The organism is Phytoactinopolyspora alkaliphila (assembly GCF_010550695.1).
GTDB lineage: Bacteria > Actinomycetota > Actinomycetes > Jiangellales > Jiangellaceae > Phytoactinopolyspora > Phytoactinopolyspora alkaliphila.
Genome location: NZ_JAAGOB010000016.1, coordinates 91,682 through 111,824 on the forward strand (window position 1 = coordinate 91,682; position 20,143 = coordinate 111,824).

At 68.4% G+C, this 20,143-nt stretch carries 17 protein-coding genes; 14 read left to right on the forward strand and 3 right to left on the reverse strand.

The genetic code is table 11. The features are described from left to right. Nucleotides 1-8: 8 nt before the first annotated feature. From G1H11_RS22800 to G1H11_RS22810, 3 genes are all read left to right on the forward strand, one after another. On the forward strand, nucleotides 9-1,073 hold the full coding sequence (locus G1H11_RS22800) for a phosphatase PAP2 family protein (protein WP_216844048.1): 1,065 nt from the start codon (nucleotides 9-11) through the stop codon (nucleotides 1,071-1,073). Nucleotides 1,074-1,087: 14 nt separating this feature from the next. Then, entirely contained in the window at nucleotides 1,088-1,939 is an 852-nt protein-coding gene (locus G1H11_RS22805) for a 3-hydroxyacyl-CoA dehydrogenase family protein (protein ID WP_163820914.1), read from the forward strand. Nucleotides 1,940-2,115: 176 nt separating this feature from the next. Then, nucleotides 2,116-2,985 carry an acyl-CoA thioesterase domain-containing protein gene (locus G1H11_RS22810; RefSeq protein ID WP_163820915.1) on the forward strand — a complete coding sequence of 290 codons (870 nt, stop codon included), beginning with the start codon at nucleotides 2,116-2,118 and terminating at the stop codon, nucleotides 2,983-2,985. Nucleotides 2,986-3,030: 45 nt separating this feature from the next. Here G1H11_RS22810 and G1H11_RS22815 read toward each other — a convergent pair whose 3' ends face one another. Next, nucleotides 3,031-4,176, reverse strand: a complete 1,146-nt coding sequence (locus G1H11_RS22815; protein ID WP_163820916.1) for an FAD-dependent oxidoreductase — start codon at nucleotides 4,174-4,176, stop codon at nucleotides 3,031-3,033. Nucleotides 4,177-4,300: 124 nt separating this feature from the next. On the opposite strand from G1H11_RS22815, the gene G1H11_RS22820 reads away from it, so the two are divergent. Further along, on the forward strand, nucleotides 4,301-4,897 hold the full coding sequence (locus tag G1H11_RS22820) for a class I SAM-dependent methyltransferase (protein WP_163820917.1): 597 nt from the start codon (nucleotides 4,301-4,303) through the stop codon (nucleotides 4,895-4,897). A gap of 148 nt (nucleotides 4,898-5,045) precedes the next feature. Continuing rightward, a complete protein-coding gene (locus tag G1H11_RS22825) occupies nucleotides 5,046-5,465 on the forward strand; it encodes an ester cyclase (protein WP_163820918.1) in 420 nt (139 codons plus the stop codon). 25 nt (nucleotides 5,466-5,490) lie between these two features. Here the strand turns inward: G1H11_RS22825 and G1H11_RS22830 are convergent, their stop codons facing one another. Further along, a complete protein-coding gene (locus G1H11_RS22830) occupies nucleotides 5,491-6,684 on the reverse strand; it encodes an alpha/beta fold hydrolase (protein ID WP_163820919.1) in 1,194 nt (397 codons plus the stop codon). Nucleotides 6,685-6,915: 231 nt separating this feature from the next. Between G1H11_RS22830 and G1H11_RS22835 the strand changes: the two genes are divergently transcribed. The 9 genes from G1H11_RS22835 (at nucleotide 6,916) to G1H11_RS22880 (ending at nucleotide 18,759) form a co-directional block, all read left to right on the forward strand. Beyond that, nucleotides 6,916-7,623, forward strand: a complete 708-nt coding sequence (locus G1H11_RS22835) for an AzlC family ABC transporter permease (protein ID WP_163820920.1) — start codon at nucleotides 6,916-6,918, stop codon at nucleotides 7,621-7,623. Continuing rightward, complete coding sequence (locus G1H11_RS22840; RefSeq protein WP_163820921.1) at nucleotides 7,623-7,943, forward strand: AzlD domain-containing protein; 321 nt, start codon at nucleotides 7,623-7,625, stop codon at nucleotides 7,941-7,943. Before G1H11_RS22835 ends, G1H11_RS22840 begins: the two co-directional genes overlap by 1 nt. A 232-nt stretch (nucleotides 7,944-8,175) precedes the next feature. Continuing rightward, nucleotides 8,176-8,745 carry an OsmC family protein gene (locus G1H11_RS22845; protein ID WP_163820922.1) on the forward strand — a complete coding sequence of 190 codons (570 nt, stop codon included), beginning with the start codon at nucleotides 8,176-8,178 and terminating at the stop codon, nucleotides 8,743-8,745. A gap of 92 nt (nucleotides 8,746-8,837) precedes the next feature. Beyond that, entirely contained in the window at nucleotides 8,838-10,103 is a 1,266-nt protein-coding gene (locus G1H11_RS22850) for an NAD(P)-binding domain-containing protein (protein ID WP_163820923.1), read from the forward strand. After that, nucleotides 10,100-11,278, forward strand: a complete 1,179-nt coding sequence (locus G1H11_RS22855; RefSeq protein ID WP_163820924.1) for an FAD-dependent monooxygenase — start codon at nucleotides 10,100-10,102, stop codon at nucleotides 11,276-11,278. Before G1H11_RS22850 ends, G1H11_RS22855 begins: the two co-directional genes overlap by 4 nt. A gap of 124 nt (nucleotides 11,279-11,402) precedes the next feature. After that, a complete protein-coding gene (locus tag G1H11_RS22860; RefSeq protein WP_216844050.1) occupies nucleotides 11,403-14,531 on the forward strand; it encodes an ATP-binding protein in 3,129 nt (1,042 codons plus the stop codon). Between the two features lie 1,396 nt (nucleotides 14,532-15,927). Next, nucleotides 15,928-16,554, forward strand: coding sequence for a DUF4389 domain-containing protein (locus G1H11_RS22870; RefSeq protein ID WP_163820926.1), 627 nt, complete (start codon nucleotides 15,928-15,930; stop codon nucleotides 16,552-16,554). A gap of 42 nt (nucleotides 16,555-16,596) precedes the next feature. Beyond that, on the forward strand, nucleotides 16,597-18,255 hold the full coding sequence (locus tag G1H11_RS22875; RefSeq protein ID WP_163820927.1) for a cation:proton antiporter: 1,659 nt from the start codon (nucleotides 16,597-16,599) through the stop codon (nucleotides 18,253-18,255). 117 nt (nucleotides 18,256-18,372) lie between these two features. Further along, nucleotides 18,373-18,759, forward strand: a complete 387-nt coding sequence (locus tag G1H11_RS22880) for a pyridoxamine 5'-phosphate oxidase family protein (protein WP_163820928.1) — start codon at nucleotides 18,373-18,375, stop codon at nucleotides 18,757-18,759. Between the two features lie 232 nt (nucleotides 18,760-18,991). On the opposite strand, the gene G1H11_RS22885 is transcribed toward G1H11_RS22880, so the two are convergent. Then, nucleotides 18,992-20,143 (reverse strand): HNH endonuclease signature motif containing protein (locus G1H11_RS22885; RefSeq protein ID WP_216844052.1); only part of this gene is annotated, 1,152 nt, incomplete at its 5' end.

Sequence of the window (20,143 nt, forward strand, 5' to 3'; positions counted from 1 at the left end):
CCGGCCACGTGACGCGCACCGACGTGGCGGGAGATGATCCGTCGCCGGCCGACATCCCGTCGCGGTGGAAAGGCCCCCTGGCGCCGGTCGCCAAGGTGGCGCCGGACTGGCTGACGCCCGGCCGGCTGGGCTTCGGCGCGTATGTCGTCGTGCTGGCTTGGTTCTGCGTAACCGAGGGCGTGCCGATCGATCGGATCGGCCAGACCGTATGGATCATCGCCGGCATCCTCGCCGCCGGGCTGGGCCGAACGTGGCGGCAGCACGTCCGGGTCTTCGTCGACTGGCTGCCCTTGCTGGCCGCGCTGGTCCTCTACGACCACACCCGTGGAATCGCCGACACGCTGGGTATGACGGTGCGCGTCGGCGAGCTGGTCGATGCCGAGCGCACGTTGTTCGGCGGCAATGTGCCCACGGTGTGGCTGCAGGACCGGTTGTACGACGCGACGCAGGTGCAGTGGTGGGAAGTGGGCGTCGCGATCGTCTACTTCACCCATTTCGTGCTGCCCTGGGCCATCGCCGCGATCTTCTATTTCGTCTCCCGGCCGATGTGGGTTCGTTACATCAGGCGGGTGCTCCTGCTCACCTACGCCGGGCTGCTCACGTACATCCTGATTCCCGCCGCCCCGCCGTGGTTCGCTGCCCGGGAAGGCATGATCGACGGCGAGGTAGCTCGCATCTCCACTCGGGGATGGTGGGAGCTGGGCCTGTCGTTCGCCGAGGTGTGGCTCAAGGACGCCCAGGCCGAGAGCAACCCGGTCGCGGCCCTGCCCTCGTTGCATGCCGCGTTCTCCCTGCTTGTCGTGGTGGCGTTGTGGCCGCTGGCAGCGCGGTTGCGCGGGAACAAACTGGCCAGCGCCACCGGCGTGCTGGTGCGTGCGATCCTTATCCTCTTCCCGCTCGCGATGGCGTTCACGCTGGCGTATGGCGGCGAGCATTATGTGGTCGACATCGTGGCCGGGTGGATGTACGTGGTACTCGTCTGCGCGGTGGCTCGCTGGTGGGAGCAGCGGGTCTCGCCGCACATCGCCGCCGCGGAGCGGGATAGTGCAGGGACTACTGTCCGTCGGAGCTGACAAGGAGGTACACCATGACGAGGAACGTGGCGGTTGTCGGGGCGGGACTCATGGGCGCGGGAATCGCGCAGGTGGCGGCGCAGGCTGGGTTCGACGTCGTTCTTCGTGACGTCTCGGACGCCGCACTCGCGCGCGGTGTCGCCTCGATCGAACAGAGCACCGCCAAGTTCGCCGCCAAGGGCAGACTGTCCGAGGAAGACCGGCAGGCGACCCTGGACCGGATCACCGCCACCACCGACCTCGACGCCGTGGCCGGCGCGGGGATCGTCGTCGAGGCCGTCTTCGAGAAGCTCGAGATCAAGCGGGAGCTCTTCGGCCAGCTCGACCGGCTGTGTGGCGACGACACCGTCCTCGCCACCAACACGAGCGCCATCCCAATCACCAAGATCGCCTCGGCCACCGACCGCCCCGAGATGGTGGTGGGCACGCATTTCTTCTCACCGGTGCCGATGATGGCCCTGTGTGAACTGGTGCGCGGCCTGCACACCTCCGACGACGCCCTCCGTCGGGCCCGGGAGTTCGCCGAGCAGGCCGGCAAGACCTGCATCGTGGTGAACAACGACGTCGCCGGGTTCGTGACCACCCGCTTGATCAGCGTGCTGGTGATGGAAGCCGTACGGCTGCACGAATCCGGAGTGGCCTCGGCTGAGGACATCGACACGGCGTGCAAGCTCGGTTTCGGCCACGCCATGGGTCCGCTGGCCACCACCGACCTCACCGGAATCGACATCCTCCACCATGCCGCCAGCAACATCTATGCCGAGACGGCGGACGCGAAGTTCTTCCCCCCGGAACTGCTCAGTCGGATGGTCGAGGCAGGTGACCACGGCCGCAAGACGGGACGCGGCTTCTACGAGTACGGGTGAGGCGTGGGGGACCGCGGGTAGGCTCCTCGGGCCCTCGCGCCCGTGAGGAAAAAGCGTCTCACAGGGGCTCGTCAAGTGCGCGCAGGGCCCTGGCCGCGCCCTCCAGCGTCACTCCAGGCCGTGTCAGGTAGCCGCGCCGGTCTTGCCGGCTCCCCGCGGTGTGGGAGCATGCTGTGGTGCCCGATTCGCTGGATGACCTCCTCGCGCTCCTGGACCTCGAGACCATCGAGGACAACCTGTTCCGCGGCCGGCAGCCTCGCACTCGCCTCCAGCGCGTCTTCGGCGGTCAGGTGGCCGGTCAGGCGCTGATGGCCGCGTTGCGTACGGTGCCCGCGGAGCGAACTGCCCATTCTCTGCACGCGTACTTTCTCCGGCCGGGCGACACCACCGTGCCGATCGTCTACGACGTCGAGCTGGTGCGGGACGGGCGCTCGTTCACCACGCGCCGGGTGGTGGCTCGTCAGCATGGAAGGCCGATCTTCTATCTGACAGCATCGTTCCACACGGCGGAAGAAGGCCTGGAACATCAGGACGTCATGCCGCCATCGCCGCCGCCCGATGAGTGCCCGCGGCTCGGGGATCTGATGGCACAGGTGTCCGGGGAACCGACAACGGCGTGGGACCAGGAGTGGGCCTCCCTCGACGTCCGCTACGTCGGTGACTCCCGCCCCGGAGGCGGAGTGACGTCGCCGGATCATCCGGCACTGGCGCGATTGTGGTTCCGGGCGTCCGGGCATCTGCCCGACGACCCCTCGCTGCATTCATGTGTCCTGACCTACGCCAGCGACCTCACGTTGCTCGGCGCTGCCCTGGTCCCGCACGGCACGTATGTGGGGGCCCCTGACACCCAGCTGGCGTCGCTCGATCACACCATGTGGTTCCATCGGCCGTTCCGTGCCGATGAATGGCTCCTTTACGATCAGGTGGCTCCTTCGGCGTACGGTGCGCGCGGCCTGGCTCTGGGGCGGGTCTTCACCGAGGACGGGCGGCTGGTGGCGACGATCGCCCAGGAGGGCCTGATCCGGAAGCTGGACGTCACGGCGTAGGCCGCCGCCCCGACCGGCGTAGTCGCCCGGGTGAGCGGCGACCTCTCAGTCGAGCCAGTCGGTGAGACGATCCTGCTCCCACTGCTGCTTCGCGGCGAAGCTCGCGGTGTCAGGCGGGGTGAGCCGGACGTCCGGGCGCGGCTTGGCGTAGAAGTCTCCGGTCACGGTGGCGACCTGTTGCCCGGGGAGTTCCAGGAAGCAGAAGCCGTATCCGTCGAACGTCAGCCGAACTCCGCCGTACAAGTCGGCTGCCAGGTTCGTGGCGGCGATCCGGCCCGCTGCCTCGGCGAAGACACCCGCCTTGGGAAGCTGTGCCGTGGCTGTGCGGATGAGGGTGCAGTCGCCCACGGCGTAGACACGAGCCGCGCTGGTGGCGAACGTGCGCTTGTTGGGCTCGATCCAGCCGTCCGCGCCGGCCAGGCGGCTCGCGGCGATCACCGGAGGTGGCGCGGCCGCGGGAACGGCCAGCAGAAGATCGCACTCGACGGTGCGGCCTCGGTCGAAGCGCACGACGCCGGCGGCGTGGTCGATGGATTCGACATGGTGCTCGGTGAGCACGGTGATTCCGCGTTCGACGAGCTGGTCGGCCAGGTATCGGCTGGCGTCCGGCCCGGCGACGGGCAGGGTGAGGGGAGCCGGCGTGGACACTGTCACGTCGATCCTGTCCCGCCGGCCTTCCTTGCGCAGCCGTTCCTCCAGCAACAGCGTCGCCTCGAAGGGCGCGGGCGGGCACAGGTAGGGCGCGCCCATGATGCTGATGAGCACCCGCCCTTCGGTCATCTCCTCGAGAGCGGCGTGTATGCCGGGTAGAGCGGCCGCGTGGTAGAGGTTGAACGCGCCGTCGCCGAGCAACGCGGAGTTCGCCGGGCGGTAGGTGGCACCGAGCGCCACGATCATGCCGTCACCGGTCAGTGTTCCGGCCGTCGTCTCCACGGTATGGCCGGCGGGGTCTATGCCGGTGATCTCCGCCTGGACGAAGTTGATCCCCCGATTCGCCAGCCGTTCCAGGGGTCTGGTGCCGTCCAGGAGAGGACGCAGGCCGGCCAGATCCCATAGTTTGGCGAATCCGACGAAGAACTTGTCGCTCATCGCGACCACCGTGACCTCATCGCCGCGGGGTAGCCGCCGCCGCAGCTCATGGGCCGCGGCCAAACCGCCGAATCCTCCGCCCAGTACCAGAACGTGTGCCACCGATCACCTCCGCCGTGAGGGGCTCCCGTGCCGCGACGTTACCAGCAGATGACCTTGCTCGGGGCTGTTCCGGGAACCGAGTGTGCGCGGATCGCAGCCTGGGCGGATGTGGCACTGTGGCGACATGCCACTCGCTCGTGACCACCCGGACCGAATTCGGTGGAATGCCCGATTCAAGGTGCGCAGGCCAGTGTTCGATCCCCACCCGCTCGCCGTGTTCGCCCTGGAGACCGGCTTCTTGCCGGGACCGGTGCTTGAGCTGGCATGCGGACCATCGGGAAGCGCCCTCGCGCTCGCCGCCGCCGGCCGGGACGTCGTCGCCGTCGACATCTCCGACGTGGCGCTCGCGCAACTGGCCGCCGAGGCCGAGCGGAGGGATCTGGCCGAGCGCATCGACTGTGTCCTGGCTGATCTTACTCACTACGACGCCGGGCCCGAGCGGTTCGCCCTGGTGCTGGCCACGCGTTTCTGGGACGAGGCCGCGTTCCGATCCGGTTGCCGGGCGCTGCTCCCCGGCGGCCTCGTCGGGTGGGAGGCACTCACCGGCCGCGTGGGCGACGACGCCCGCCACGAGCGGGCGTGGTACGTGGAGCACGGCGGCCTGAGTGCCCGGCTGCCGGAGGGTTTCGAGGTTTTGCGTGAGGAGGCGCACGGCTCGGCCCGCCACCACGCCACCAGGATCCTCGCTCGGCGGGGTGCTGCTCCCGGCGCCTCGGAGTAGTTCCGAGCCACACGGACGGTCGGCCCGCTAGGCGAAGCGCTGCGCAGAATGTCCCATCCGGCTTGCCAGAGTTGCGCAGTTTCCCCGACGCGAGGCGATGCCGGGTGCTCGTACGCTCTCGACACGGTCGCGTGAAAGGAGCAAAGCGATGTCCGGTGAGGATCTCGTCAACGAGTTGGTGGAGGCGTTCAATCGGCACGACCGGGCCGGTCTCGCGACCGGATACGCGTCGGATGTCATGGTCTCCGACCCGATCTACCCGGAGCCGCTCGAAGGCTGGGATGCGGTCGAGAAGGACTTCGATGACATCATGCGCGCTTTGCCTGACATCCACCAAACGGTCAGAACGGTGATGGAGCACGGAGACATCCTCGCGTGTGAGATCTCCGTCACGGGCACTCACAACGGACCGCTGGCCACGCCGGACGGCGAGATTCCGGCCACCGGACGGAAGGTCGAGTTCGGCGGTGCCTGGTTCGCTCGGTTGGATGGCGATGGCAAGATCGTCGATGAGCGGCGTTACTACGACGTCGCCGGTCTCCTGGCGCAACTCGGCCTGACGGCATGAGCCAGCCAGGTTCGTCGTTGCTCAGTCACGACCTCGACGGTGGCAGGAATCGGTCCAGCTCCGCGAGGAACTGCCGCCAGGCCGGATCACGTGCGGGCAGGAGATGGTTGGGGCTGTCCAGGGGCACCAGGCGGCTTCCCGGGATCATCCCGGCGAGCCGCCTGGACTGCTCGAACGTGTAGTCAGGCTCGTGCCGCGCGCACAGGATCAGCGTCGGTGCGGTGACCTTCGGCGCGAGATCCGAGACGTCGATGTCGGCGAACTCGTTGAGGAAGCGCCAGGCGTTCTCCGGGGACGCGGACCGGCGCTGCAGCTCGTCGAAAGCCTGCCACTCGTCCTGCGTTCCCTCGGGGAGGAACTCGGCGGCGAAAAGCTGCCGGTACCTCGGATCCGGCCGGCCCCATCCGAGCCGGACGAGGTCGATGCGCGTCTCCACCAGTTCACGGTCCTCCGGAGTCGAGAGCCGCTTCCGGCGGCCCTCCGCGTACGTGCCGAGCAATACCAGGTGGCTGACCCGCTCGGGATGGCGGACGGCGTAAGCGATGGCCACGGGGCCGCCTTGGGATATGCCCAGCAGGGGGAATCGCTCGAGCCCGACAGCATCGACGACAGTCTCCAGATCGTCGACCCAGGCATCGAAGGAGAATCTGGGCACGTCCCAGTCGGAGAGCCCGCAGCCTCGCTCGTCGTAACGGACCAGAGTGAAGCGAGCTGACAACTCGTACAGCCAGTGCCGCCACACCGGGCTATGCCAGTCGTAGTCGAGGTGGCTCAGCCAGTTCGCCGCTTTGACCAGCGGCGGGCCGCTGCCCATCGTGGCGTAGGCGAGCTGGACACCATCGGTGGCCTTGCAGAAACGGATCTCTTGCTCCGGCGGTTGAGCTGGCACGTCGGCCCGAGGTGGGGGCGAGCTCTCGATCACACGGCCCACGAACTGGTAGCCGCGGCCGTGCACAGTGCGGATGACCCGCTGTGCGTGGCCGTCGTCGCCGACGGCGCGTCGTGCGGCCTTCACTCGGCTGGTGAGTGCCGACTCGCTGACGAACCGGCTGCCCCACACGGCGTCGAGCAGATCCTCCTTGGGCACCACTCGGTCCCGTTCGCGGATCAGCAGCGCTAGCACGTCGAAGACCTGCGGCTCGACCGGTTGAACCGTTCCGGCCCGGCGGAGTTCGTAGCGGCCGAGATCGAGTTCGCAATTGTCCCAGGCGTAGATCACAGTCCCCCCCTGAACTCCGACTCAGGCGCCGGCACCGCGTGTCCGTCGTCTGTGCGGCTTCTGTCGTCGCAGGTTACGCCCTTCTCCGCGTCTTCTCCATGTTTCCTCCACGTTTGTCGCTTCCCACAGGAGCACAGTCGCAGGCACGACGTGGGCGGGCTACGGGAAGGTGCCGGGAAGGTCCCGGAGGCACTGTGGCCGCGTCATACCACCAATCGGGGGAGAACCGAGATGAACACGACGACGACGCTGGGACCGGCGCCTTTGCGGGCCGACGTGCTCGCGGGCGTCCGGGCGATGGGTCCGTGGCTGGCCGGTGTCACACCGTTCGGCCTGGTGATCGGCGTCAGCGCCGCCCAGGCGGACATTCCGGCCTTCGCCGGCTGGCTGACCGGGCCCCTGATCGTCGCCGGCAGCGCCCAGGTGGCGACGATCGAGTTGCTCGACGCTGGTGCGGCGCCGGCCGTGGTGGTGCTCAGCGCGCTGATCATCAATCTGCGCCTGGTGCTCTACTCGGCGGCCATGGCTCCGCATTGGCGGCACCGTCCCCGATGGTGGCGGCTGATGGCGGCCTATCTGCTCATCGACCCGTCGTTCGCCGTTGGCGTGGCTCGCTACGAGCAGCCGGGTGAGCGGTCGCGCGCCGACGCTCACTACATCGGTGGCGCGGTGGTCCTGTACGCGGCGTGGTTCGCCGCCATCGGTGCTGGTGTCGTTCTCGGTGCGCAACTGCCGGCGGGTTTGCGGCTGGAGTTCGTGATCCCTCTGTTCCTGGTGGGTGAGGTTGTGCCGAAACTCGCGGCGCGCGCCACCCGGCGCGCGGCCCTGTCCGCGAGCGGTGTGGCCGTGCTGGCCATGGCGGTCCCGCTGCACCTGGGACTGGTCATCGCGATCATCGCCGGGCTCGCGGCCGGCCTGCTCACGAAGGAGGCTGGGTGATGAGTGTCTGGCTGGTCATCGCCCTCGTGGGCCTGGGCAGTTACCTGTTCCGCGTCAGCATGGTCCTGCTCGTCGACCAGTTCGGCCTTCCTGAATGGATGGGCCGGGCGTCGACGTTCGTCGCGCCCGCGGCGTTCGCCGCGCTAGCCGCCAGCGCCATCGCGGCTTACGCAGCCGGCCTGGACCTGCTCCAGGCCGTTCCACCCCTCGGTGCGGTGGCCGCGGCAATGGTCGCGGTCCGGTTGACCGGGAAGCCCTACATGGCCGTCATCGCCGGCATGCCCGCGCTCTGGATCCTGACCGCACTGGCTGGTGTCTGATGCCGCTCGCGAAACCGCGAAGCCCGCCGGGAAGGTTCCGGGAAGGCCATCGCCATACGTTCACCGCAACTGCAGGCCTGTTCGGAAGTGGGTTATGCACAAGAGTTCCGCTTCGACGTCTCAGGTGAGAGCCCGCAGAAGGCACGGGCCCCACCATGGTCGTCGCCTCGTGCATAACCCACCTCGCACACAACCCACAAACCACAAATCACAACCCGAAGGAGACAAGCACATGAGCACCACCACAGAACGGGCGCCCCTCAACGGCGTCGACACGCCCACCCTGTTCGCCACCCTCGACGCGGTCAAGGGTCAGCCGGACATCGCGAAGTTCCAGTTCCGGGCAAAGAACCGGTGGGTGAAGGGAACCCACAACCAGTCGTCGATCCACGGGTTCTACGGCGCCGGCCAGGAGATGGAGCACCAGCACGAGACCGTCATCGACGCGGACCACCCGGCCGTGCTGGTCGGTGCGGACAACGGCCCGACTCCGGTGGAGTACGTGCTGGCCGCGCTGGCTGCCTGCTTGACCTCGGGCCTGGCCAACATCGCCGCGGCCCGAGGCATCGAACTGACCGAGGTCGAATCGACGGTCGAGGGGGACATCAACCTGCTCGGCCTGCTCGGGCTGTCCGACGAGACACGCAACGGCTACGAGCAGATCCGGGTCAGCTTCAAAATCGCCGGCGACGCGCCGCCGGAGAAGCTGCAGCAGCTCGTCGAACGATCCCGGGACCGTTCCGCCGTCTTCGACGTGCTCACCAACTCCGTGCCGGTCGCCATCGACGTGACCGTGGCCTGACACGTCAGGCGACGTGCGGACTTCAGTACGCGCCGCGGCCGCCCGGCCGGTTCGCTAGCCGGGCGGAGCGCAGCTCCAGAGACGAGGATGAGATGGAGATCATCGACACCGCGGTGATCGGTGCCGGCCAGACGGGCCTGGCGGTCAGCCGCTACCTCACCGAGGCGGGACGTGATCACGTCGTGCTCGACCGCGGCCGGGTGGCCGAGAGCTGGCGCAGCGCCCGCTGGGACTCGCTGCGCCTGCTCACCCCGAACTGGATGACCAGGCTGCCCGGCTGGAACTACACCGGACCGGACGCCGACGGCTTCATGACCGCCGCCGAGCTCGCCGGATACCTTGAGGACTATGCCGCGTCATTCGGCGCGCCCGTACGTGTCCACACGCCCGTCACCGACGTGTCGCCGATGGCCCACGGCTACCGGGTCACCACGTTCAGGGGATCATGGTTCGCGCGCAACGTGGTCATCGCCACCGGCCCAGGCCGACACCTGCCTGCCGTCCACCGGCAGCTGACGCCCGGGTTGCGGCAGATCCACACCAGCTCGTATCGCAACCCCGGCACGCTCCCTCCAGGCGGGGTCCTGGTGGTGGGTGCGTCGGCGTCGGGAACCCAGATAGCGGCGGAATTGCGGCGCTCCGGCCGTGCCGTGGTGCTCGCGGCCGGCTCTCACACCCGGCTCCCGCGCCGTTACCGAGGCATGGACATCATGTGGTGGCTGGAGCAGAGCGGCATGCTCAGCCGCACCATCGACGACGTGCCGGACGCACGAGAAGCCCGGTCCCAGCCGTCGTTGCAGTTGCGCGGCGGTCCACCGGAGGACCAGGCCGACCTCACCGCCCTGAGCCGGCTCGGTGTCGAGATCACCGGCCGGCTGATCGGCGCCGACGGGTACGGCGTGCGTTTCGCCGACGACTTGCACACGACGGTCTCCGAAGCTGACGAGCGGATGCGGAGGACCCTCGCCAAGATCGACGCGTTCATCGAGAGCTCGGGGCTCGAGTCCGAGGTGCTGCCGGCAGAGGCTGTGCGGACCGCCACCGTTCCGCCCGCTCGGAACGAAATCGACCTGAGCTCGGCCGGAATCACGAGCGTGGTGTGGGCCACCGGGTTCCGCTTCCGCTACCCGTGGCTCCGGGTTCCGGTCTTCGACCGCGATGGCCATGTCATGCACCGTCAAGGCATCACCGCCGCCACCGGGCTGTACGTCATCGGCGAGCGCTTCCTGCACCGCAGGGACTCGAGCTTCATCGACGGAGCTCGCCACGACGCCCGGACCATCACCGAGCACATCCGGACGTCTCACCGATCCCAGCAGGCGAAGACGCGACGACGCCGAGAGGTGCGAGTGCCGTGAACGTTCCCAGATATGACGTGGTGATCGTCGGCGGTCGTTGCGCCGGCGCGGCGACCGCGACGCTGCTGTCCCGCATGGGGCTCCGCGTGCTGGTCCTCGACCGGTCCAGGTACGGCGGCGACACCGTCTCTACCCATGCCTTGATGCGCGGCGGAGTCATGCAATTGAGCCGGCTCGGCCTTCTGGACGCCGTGGTGGCGGCCGGGACGCCGCCGGTGCACAGGGCCGTCTTCCACTACCCGGAGGACACCACCAGGATCACGCTGAAGCCGTCGGCCGGCGTCGATGCCCTCTACGCACCGCGTCGCACGGTGCTCGATCCGATTCTCGTCGACGCCGCCCGGCAGGCGGGCGCGGACGTGCGGTTCGGGGTGAGCGTCGCCGGTCTCCTGCACGACGACGACGGCCGGGTGACGGGCGTCGTCGCCGGCGACGAGCGGGGCCGGCCGCTCACGGTGCGGGCGGGACTGGTCGTGGGCGCGGACGGCGTGCGCTCGGGCGTGGCCAGAGCCGTCGGCTCGTCGGCGATCTGGACCGCCGACGGGAGTGGCAGCGCCGTTCTGTACGGGTACTGGGACGCGCTGCCCGCCGAGGGTTACGAGTGGTACTACGGTCCGGGCGGCGCGGCCGGGCTCATTCCCACCAACAGCGGCCAGACGTGCGTGTTCGTCGGCACCACACCGGAGCGTATGAAGGCGGCCCGCGCGGGCGGCACCTGGCCGGGCTTCTGGTCCGTACTGGACTCGCTGTCCCCGTCGTTGCGGGAGCGGCTGGCGGCCAGCCGGCCGCCACGGCGGCTGCACGGATTCGCCGGCACACCGGGCTTCCTCCGCCAGTCGTGGGGTCCCGGATGGGTGCTGATCGGCGATGCCGGGAGTTTCGAGGACCCGCTGAGCACGCACGGTCTCACGGACGCGCTACGCGACGCCGTGCTGGTGTCGGAGGCGATCGGGGAGATGCGCTCAGGCAGACTGACCGAGGCCGACGCTCTGGCCCGCTATCAGGCGACCCGCGACGCTCTCGCCTTGCCGTTGCTGCGCGTGGTCGCCACGATCGCGTCGTTCCGGTGGACCCTGGACGATCTGAGGCGTCTACTGCGTGAATCCAGCTCGGCGATGAGCGAGCAGTTGGAAGCGCTGCACGGGGACGGTCCGCGGGAACTCACCCATAGGTGAGGCCCACCCACATGTGCCTCCGCCGCCGTGTGCGATAGATCCCGGGCTGTACACCGGAAGGCAAACGGGCGCATGATAGACGACGACGTGCCTGATGGGCACTGCTGCGAATCGGGGGGCACCGGTGGCGGCACAGGCAGAGATCACCCTGTTGGGCGGCTTTGGCATACAGCTCGACGGCATACCGGTTCCGGCGTCGGCGTGGCCGCGGCGCCAGGCGGCGACCCTGGTGAAAGTTCTCGCTTTGGCGCCCGGCCGCCGGTTGCACCGGGAGCGGCTGATCGATGTGCTCTGGCCCGACCTGACCGTCGCCGAGGCCGCGCCACGGCTGCACAAACTGGCTCACTATGCCCGGCGGGCTCTGGGCGATGACCGCGACGCACTCGTCCTGCGAGCGGATGTGGTCGCGTTGCTGCCCGGTGCGGCCGTCATCGTCGATGTGGACGAGTTCGACCGGGCGGCGCGATCGGCCCTGGAGGACTCGAATCCGGCCGCCGCGGCGCTCGCCGTGGCCCGCTACGGCGGGACGCTGTTGCCGGACGATCCCTACGAGGCTTGGGCCACCGACCACCGGGAGCGGTTGCGCGTGCAGTACCTGGCGCTGCTCCGGGTCGCGGGCGACTGGGACCGGCTGGTCGACGCCGACCCGGCCGACGAAGGCGCACACCTGGCCCTGATGCGCCAGCACATCGAGGCCGGCGACAATCGAGCTGCGCTGCGACAGTTCGAGCGGATGGACGCGGCGTTGCGTCACGAGCTGGGGGTCGGCCCGGGGACCGAGGCGCTGGCGCTGCGGGACGAGATCGTCGCGGCCCTGCCCCAGCAGTCGGCTACCGCGGACGTGCGTCTGGTGGGGCGCGACCAGGAACGCGACACCGTCACCGAGGTGCTGTCGGCAGCCGCCCACGGACAGGGCCGGACGCTGCTCATCTCCGGTCCACCTGGTGTGGGCAAATCCGCCATGCTGGAGTGGGCCGCACGCAGGGCGGGGCGTACCGGCTGGCGTACCGGACACGGCGTCGCCGCCGCGATCGAGGGGGCGTGGCCGTACGCACCGGTGGTCGACGCCCTCGCCGATCTGTGCCGACGGCATCCCACGTTGCTGGACGGTCTCGCCGACGCCTACCGCGGGGAGATCGAACGCGCGCTGACCGGTCATGAGCTGACGTGGACGGGTGAGGGAACACACCAGCGGCTGTTCGTCGCCACGGCCGAGCTGATCCGGCTCGCGGCGTCCGGCACCGGCCTACTGCTCACCGTCGACGACGTTCACGAGGCCGACGAGGCGAGCCTGCGGCTGCTGCACTATCTGGCTCGGACGGTGACCAGCGAACGCGCCGTGATCGTGCTCGGCAGCCGCGAGGGTGGCCGGAAGGTCGAGCAGATCCGGTCCAGTCTCGTCCGCCGCGGCTTCGCCGTGCATATACCGCTCCTGCCGCTGGACCGCGGCGCGACCGAAACGCTGGTACACCGGCACATCGCGGACGCGGCACCAGAGCTGGTCGAGCGGATCTGGGTGGTGTCCGGCGGCCTGCCGTTCGCCGTCGCAGAGATAGTGCGATCGGGCGCGCCCGCGGACCCGGCCTCCTTGGGAGCGATCGGACTGACCGGGCTGACACCGGCTACGCGAGAGGCATTGCAGCGGGTCGCGGTCGTAGGTGCCAGCTTCGACACCGACCAGTTCGTCGCCCTCACCGCACTGCCGGAGGCCCATGCCTTCGCGGCGCTGGACGCGGCGCTCGGTGCGCTCGTGGTAGTGCACACCGGTGCCGGTTACCGTTTCCGCCACGCCTTGATCCGGGATGCGCTGCTGGCCGGTGTCGCGCCGGCGCGGCAGCGGACTCTTCACCGCGAGGCGGCTGAGCGGCTCGACTCGATCGGGGCCGCACCCGCACAGGTGGCGCATCACCTGATCGCTGCGGGCGAGCCCGCGGCGGCGGTGCCGCACGTGCTCAAGGCCGTGGAACGGGAAGCGGCCGTGGGGGCGTATCGAGATGCCCTCGGCCTCGTGGACGCGGTACGCGAGCATGCCACCGCGGCAGAGCGTTCCCGCCTGCTGTCCCTGCGGGCGAACCTGCTCTCCGCGCTCGGAGACCGCTCGACCATCGGTGCCTACCGGGAAGCTCTCGCGGTCGCCGATGACGCGGAGCGTCCGTTGCTGCGCGCGCGGATGGGGCAGGCGGCGCTGATGGAAGGTGACCTCGACACCGCCGCCGGCGTCCTCGCCGGGCTCGAGCCGACCGGCGGTCCCGCGGATGTGTCGATCTTGCTGGCGCAAGGCAATCTCGCCTACTTCAAAGGCGACATCGATGCGGCCTGGCAGGCTTCGGACCAGATCTGTGGCATGGTCCAGCCGTACGAGGAGACCTGGCAGCGGCTGGACCTCCTGACCCTGCAGGCGTTGATCGCCCATCATCGCGGCGAGCTGTTCTCCCGGCTGCGCATGGAGCTGCGCCGTGCACAGGACACGCCGGCGCTGGCCGCCTCCCTGTTCGATCCGTACCTCTGCGTCGCCGAGTTCCTGCTCTACGGGACGACGCCGTACACGGAGGTGAAGGCTATGGCCCGGTCCTTGCGAGCGACGGCCCGGCGGATGGGCGTGCTGCGGGCCGAGGCCTTCGCGACGACGCTCCTGGGTGAGGCGGCACTGCTCGCTGGAGAACGAGACGAGGCGGAGCGCGAGCTCCAAGACGCCGTCGACCTGCATCGTGAGATCGGTGCGCCGGGCGGAGAGGCGAGTTCTCTGCAACGGCTGGCCGAACTCCGCCTTCAGCGTGGCGAACGAGTCGAGGCCGAGGGGCTCCTGCAGCAAGCGCTGCCGCGCGCACGCTGGTCGATCATGGCGCTTCACTTGGTGCAGCGGATCTTCGGCACGATGATCCAGGCGGCTCCCGATCCACAGGCGGCCCGGGCCGTCGTCGATCAAGCCCGCGATGTGATGGGCACGGAGGACGCATGTGCATTCTGCATCATCATGTTCGCTGTTCCCGCAGCAATCGCCTGCGCCGACGTCGGGGACATCGCGGAGGCGGAGGAGTATTTGAGAACGGCCGAGCGGTCGTCCAACCTGTGGGAGGGCACGGCTTGGCAAGGGGCCATCAGCGAGGCACGTGCCCACCTGGCGGCCGCGAGGGGAGAAATCGAACGGAGCGCGAGACTTCTCGACGAGGCCGCCGTGCTGTTCGAGAGGGCCAGTCAGCCCGCTGACGCGGGTCGCTGCCGCGCGGAGGCCCGACTCCACGCGGGGCTTTAGCGTCGCCGTCCGGCGTCGCGGCACGGAGCCGGGGGGCGGGTATCGAGAAGGTGTCCCGCGGGGCGCGCGTATGTTTTTGTGACCGACCGCATATTTCGATAGTCGAATCTCTATTGGCTATTCCACCCATAGCCGACCGATCGTGTGATTGACCATGAGAACGGACTCCGGGATCGAGGGCATCGATCATTGGCGTGGGTGATGCGCATCAGATATTGAAGTTTCCGCGGAAGTCCCTTGCCAGGAGTCCGGTTCCGCAATAGCATCTTTTTCGGAGGGAATGGCCGGCTCAGGGGGGCAGTACACGTGAGTGTACTGGTATGACGCCGGTTAAGGCGTATGAAGACTGCCGCATCCGAGCGTGCGCCACCGACGAATGTCAGGCCGCGCCACAGAGTGCTCGGAGTTATGGTGGGCCCAATCGCTTGATATCGGGTTGGTAGGCACCATATTTCGTTCCGATAGGTGAATAATGATCGCCAAGCATTCATTGTTGGTGACGGCGATCAATGCGTTGTATCACACGGCACGTGGATGCCGCGGAATTGTGTTCGGGGGGGGGCGCACCCGTGGGGCGCGTGAAGATGCCGTGACAGTGCGTGGCCGGGTATGGCGCGGCCGAAAGCCGGTTCTCCAGAGCTGGACTCGTCCACCGGGTCTGGGCGAAGCGGACAACGTGGGGGTGGTGACGGGGGCCGCCCCCACGTTCATGCCAGGCCCTGTCGGCCGGAGCAGCCAGGGCAGAGGGCCAGCGGGCTGTTCCGCGAGGACCGGGCGCCGGGCAAGCGCCGTTCCTCCCCGGCCGCGAGGGTGTGGGACGGGTGCAGCGGCTTGGCGCCGGAGTGACCCGCCTCGCGTTGGGGACCCGGGCCGTGCTTCCTTGGCGCGGCTGGGCGGGCGCTACCAGCATTGCCTGACCAGCTGGGAGACGCGGTGCCTGAACCAGCGCAACCCGGGGGTACGGCGTCTTACGGTGGCTGGTTCGATGCTGGGGTGGCCGGTCGGTGGGCTTGGTCATCCACAGTAGGAACGCGAGCTGACTTGGCTGAGGTCTCTCGCCTCACGCGCCTTGCCGGACCCGAGTGACCTAGGAAACCCGGCCGTTGAGCACCGTGACGAATCCATATATGACCTCTCCCGGGCACGGTCAAGGCACGGATGGTCTTCACGCCGTTGCTCACCTGGTTCGGCCGCCCGCTCTCACCGGAGAGGGGGCGGCCGTTCTGGGTTCGGGCCGACATCTCAAACACCGTCGCGCGGCGGCCGATTGAGGGGGTTCAGTAAGGAAGCCGACGCGGACACGACCAAGAACATGTGTTGAACCCGGAGGCGGGCGTGCGCCCGCCGCGACAGGGTAGGTGACGTGGCGTCACAACCAACGAGCGACGGGAAGCACATGGATCATCCATATCCGGTCCAGTTTCGAGTGGACTACCCTGACCGTGAACTCAGCCGGCTCTCCACTGCGCTGAGGATCTTCGCGGCTATACCGATCATGATCGTCCTGGGCACTGTCTCCAGCGGGACCTGGCAGTGGGCACATGAGACAGGCACGGTGGTCGCGTCCAGTGCCGGTGGCCTGCTCTTCGCGGCGCCCCTGATCATGATCGTATTCCGGCAGAAATACCCGCGCTGGTGGTTCGAATGGAACCGTGAACTGCTCCGGTTCAGCAACCGCGTGGTGGCCTATCTGGCACTGATGGACGACAGGTATCCCTCGACCGAGGACCACCAGTCCGTCCACCTCGACTTCGACCATCCGGACCCGGACACCGATCTCAACCGGTGGCTACCTCTGATCAAGTGGTTCCTCGCGATCCCGCACTACGTGGTGCTGTTCTTCCTCGACGTCGCGGCCCTGGTGGCCGTGGTCGTCGCCTGGTTCGCCATCCTGATTACCGGCCGCTATCCGCGTGGTCTCTTCGACTTCGTCGAGGGCGTCATCCGGTGGCACAACAGGGTCGTGGCCTACGCCTTCATACTGGTAACAGATCGGTACCCACTCTTCAGCCTGCGTTCCTGATCCAGTGGATCGGCACGGTCGAGGCGATGAACGGCGGTGGCCATGGAACACGACGGGTTCGCCCTCGTAGCCGTCATCCTGGCCATCGCCGCGGGCGTCGCGCTCCTGGCCACCAGGCTTCGCCAGCCGCTGATCGTCGCCTTCATCGGTGTGGGCATTCTGGTCGGCCCGGCCGGCACCGGCTGGGTGGTGGCCGACGGCACGGTCGAGCTGCTCGCCCGGATCGGAATAGCCATCCTGCTGTTTCTGGTGGGGTTGCGGCTGGACCTCAACCTGATCCGCTCCACCGGTGTGATCGCGCTCGCCACGGGCCTCGGACAGGTGCTGTTCACCTCGGTGGTCGGGTACCTGATAGCGATTGCCCTGGGCATGGACACGGTCACCGCGCTCTATGTGGCGGTGGCGCTCACGTTCTCGTCGACGATCATCATCGTCAAGCTCCTGTCGGACAAACGGGAGCTGGAACAGCTGCACGGCCGGATCGCCGTGGGCTTCCTGATCGTCCAGGACATCGTGGTCGTGCTGGTGATGATCGCGTTGACCGCGTTCGGCCAGGAGACCGGCGAGAACCTGGCATGGGGGATCGGCCAGGTGATACTCAAGGGCCTGCTGCTGCTCGCTGCGGTGGCTGTGCTGATGCGCTACGTGCTCCCGTGGCTTCTGCACCACATCGCGGGATCCCAGGAACTCCTCGTCCTGTTCGGGGTTGCCTACGCGGTCTCGTGGGCGGCCTTGAGCGAATGGCTGGGTTTCAGCTCGGAGATCGGCGCCTTCCTGGCGGGGGTCTCGCTGGCCACTACTCCCTACAAGGACGCGCTGGGCGCCAGGCTGGTGAGCCTGCGCGACTTCATGCTGCTGTTCTTCTTTCTCGACCTGGGATCGAAGCTGGAGTTCGTCGACGCCGGTCAGCAGATGACCGAGGCAGTGATCTTCTCTCTCTTCGTGCTCATCGGGAACCCGCTGATCGTCATCGTCATCATGTCCGCCATGCGCTATCCCGTGCGGGTCGGCTTTCTCGCCGGCCTGACCGTGGCGCAGATCTCCGAGTTCTCTCTCATCCTCGCCGCACTCGGGCTCAGCCTCGGGCACATCACCAACGCCACCGTCAGCCTGATCACGGTGGTCGGACTGATCACGATTGGCGGATCGACGTACCTGATCCTCTACTCACATCAGATCTATGACCGGATCAAGCGCCAGCTGGCTGTGTTCGACCGCACAGCCGGCCGCAAGGCCGGATTGGCCGAGAACAGCGAAGACGTGGATGTCATCCTGTACGGCCTCGGACGATTCGGTGGACACGTCGCCGAACGGCTGGGCGCGGCCGGACTGCGGGTACTCGCCGTCGACTTCGATCCGCACCGGGTGGCGAACAACGACCGTCCGGGTGTCTCGGCCGTCTTCGGCACCGCGGAGGATGTGCACCTGATGGACGCGTTGCCGCTGTCCCGGGCGAGGTGCGTGATCTGCACCGTGCCGTTGCTGGAGATCGGCCGGGCCATGTTGCACGGCCTCCGGGACCATGACTACGGCGGCAAGGTGGCGCTGACGGCCCATACTCCCGGCGATGCGGCTCGGCTTCGAGCCGACGGTGCCGACATCGTCCTCGAGCCGTTCTCGTTCGCGGCGACCGCGACCGTAGCGGCCCTCGATGAGTTGATCGCCGCCCTCGGGGACGAGCGCGGCGGCGAACCCGGCTGATTCTGCTTCGCGGGTCAGAAGAGCGGCGGCCAGCCGGCCCGCGGTACGCAGTGACGTCTCGTCACCCTTCGCATCCTCTCAGGTCCATCGGGGCCGGCCAGGGTGACCTTCGTCCCTATGGCCGAGCTGATACTCGCGGTCTACTTGGAGAAGGTGGTGCAAGACCCGGCCGGACATGAGTCCCGTGGCTGCCGAGTTAACGCTGTGGTGGACGCGGGAACCGTCGTGTTCCGCACCGGCGAGGGCACGAAGCTCGCCGCGGTGACGATCGCGAGGCAGGTGGCAGTCGACGCAGATGGGTACGACGCCGGCCGACGTGAGGCGTGGAGCGTCGTCGTCGCCGGTAACGCAGTTCGGCTGGACAACTTCGACGAGATCAACCAAGCGGACGAGCTGCCGCTGCCCGCGTGGACGACTCATCCGAAGCAGTGGTTCGTGCGTGTGCCGCCATCACGTGTCTCCGGCCGCCGATTCACCATCGCCGGTGCGGCGCCGGATGAATAGGGTGCGCTGCCGGACCCGGGACTCTCGGCCTTCTGTCCCGGGCCACTCGCCCCTATGGTGACCAGCGACGACAGGGCATCCTGAAAGTGGAGACCCGCAGCAATCGTCCGCGGGCCGCAGCTCCAGCCGGGCCATGCTGCACTGGGTCATGCTGCCCGGGGTCATGCCCGGCTGGGTCGTGCTGGCATGGGTCATGCGAGCTGGATCGGGTGGGTCGTGGCGGTTGTGCCATTCACTCTGGATGTGCTCGGGGTGGGGGTTGGTGATCATGGCGGGGTCGGGTGTTGCGTCTGGGGGTCCGTTCGGGGTCGACCCATGGGGGTGGCAGGAAGTCTGGATGCCCGTCCGCGCCTGTATGGACGTCCCAGCCGCGGTGGTGGATGGTGCGGTGGTGGTGACCGCAGAGCAGGGTGAGGTTGTCCAGGTTGGTGGGTCCGCCGTCGGCCCAGTGGGTGATGTGGTGGGCGTGGCACCATGCGGGTGGGCGGGTGCAGCCGGGAAAGGCGCAGCCGCGGTCTCGGGCGATGAGGGCGGTCCAGATGCCCGGGGTGACCGTGCGTTCGGTTCTTCCCACTCGCAGCGGCACGCCGTCGGTGTCGAGCACGATGGGGATCACGGCGGCGTCACAAGACAGCCGCCGGGCCGCTTCGGTGGAGATGGGTCCGCTCCAGGCGAGCTCGGCCGGTGCGACCCCGAACCGGTGTGCCCAGGTGTCCTGCAGCCACCGGCGCCGCCGGCCACGGTTACCGCCGCGGGCCGTCCTTGCTGCGCTACGGCCGTGGGGTGCGGTGCGTGGGTGGGTGTCCGCCCGCGCGTGGTCACGATCGCCGCAGGTAGCCTCCCCGTGGGCCCCGGCGTTTTGGTGCTCGTCGTTGGTGTCGTCAGCGGTGTTGTCGCTGTTCGCGTGCTGGGTGAGGGTGTCGAGGTCGGCGAGCAGGAGCAGCTGTGTGGAATGCCCGTGCCGGTGAGGCAGATCCTTGGTGTCGAGGTGGCGGCGGGCGAGTTCGGTCAGGGCGTCAGCCATCCGCTGTTCTGGGTGACGTGGGTCCGGCTGCCCGTCGGCAGCGGGGCAGGGCGCGGCCAGCGGGTCCAGCGCGGTGCGCACGATCGCCGCATCTTCTGCGCCCAACAAGCCGGAGACCCGCACCGTGCCGTCGCCGAGGTCGGCGAACCGTAGCCGCCGCTTGCGCTGCGCGCGCTCCTCCCGGTCTTCCAAGCTCTCGCAGGACAGGACATGCAGCAGGTGATCGGCCAGCTTCTGCAACGTGGCTGGGTCATGCTCACGAGCGAACGCGGCCAGATCTTCCTCGGCCCGCGCGGCGTCATCGTCTCCGAGGTCGGGCGGTAGCTGACGCATCGTCTTCGAGATCACCTGGGCGTGGTC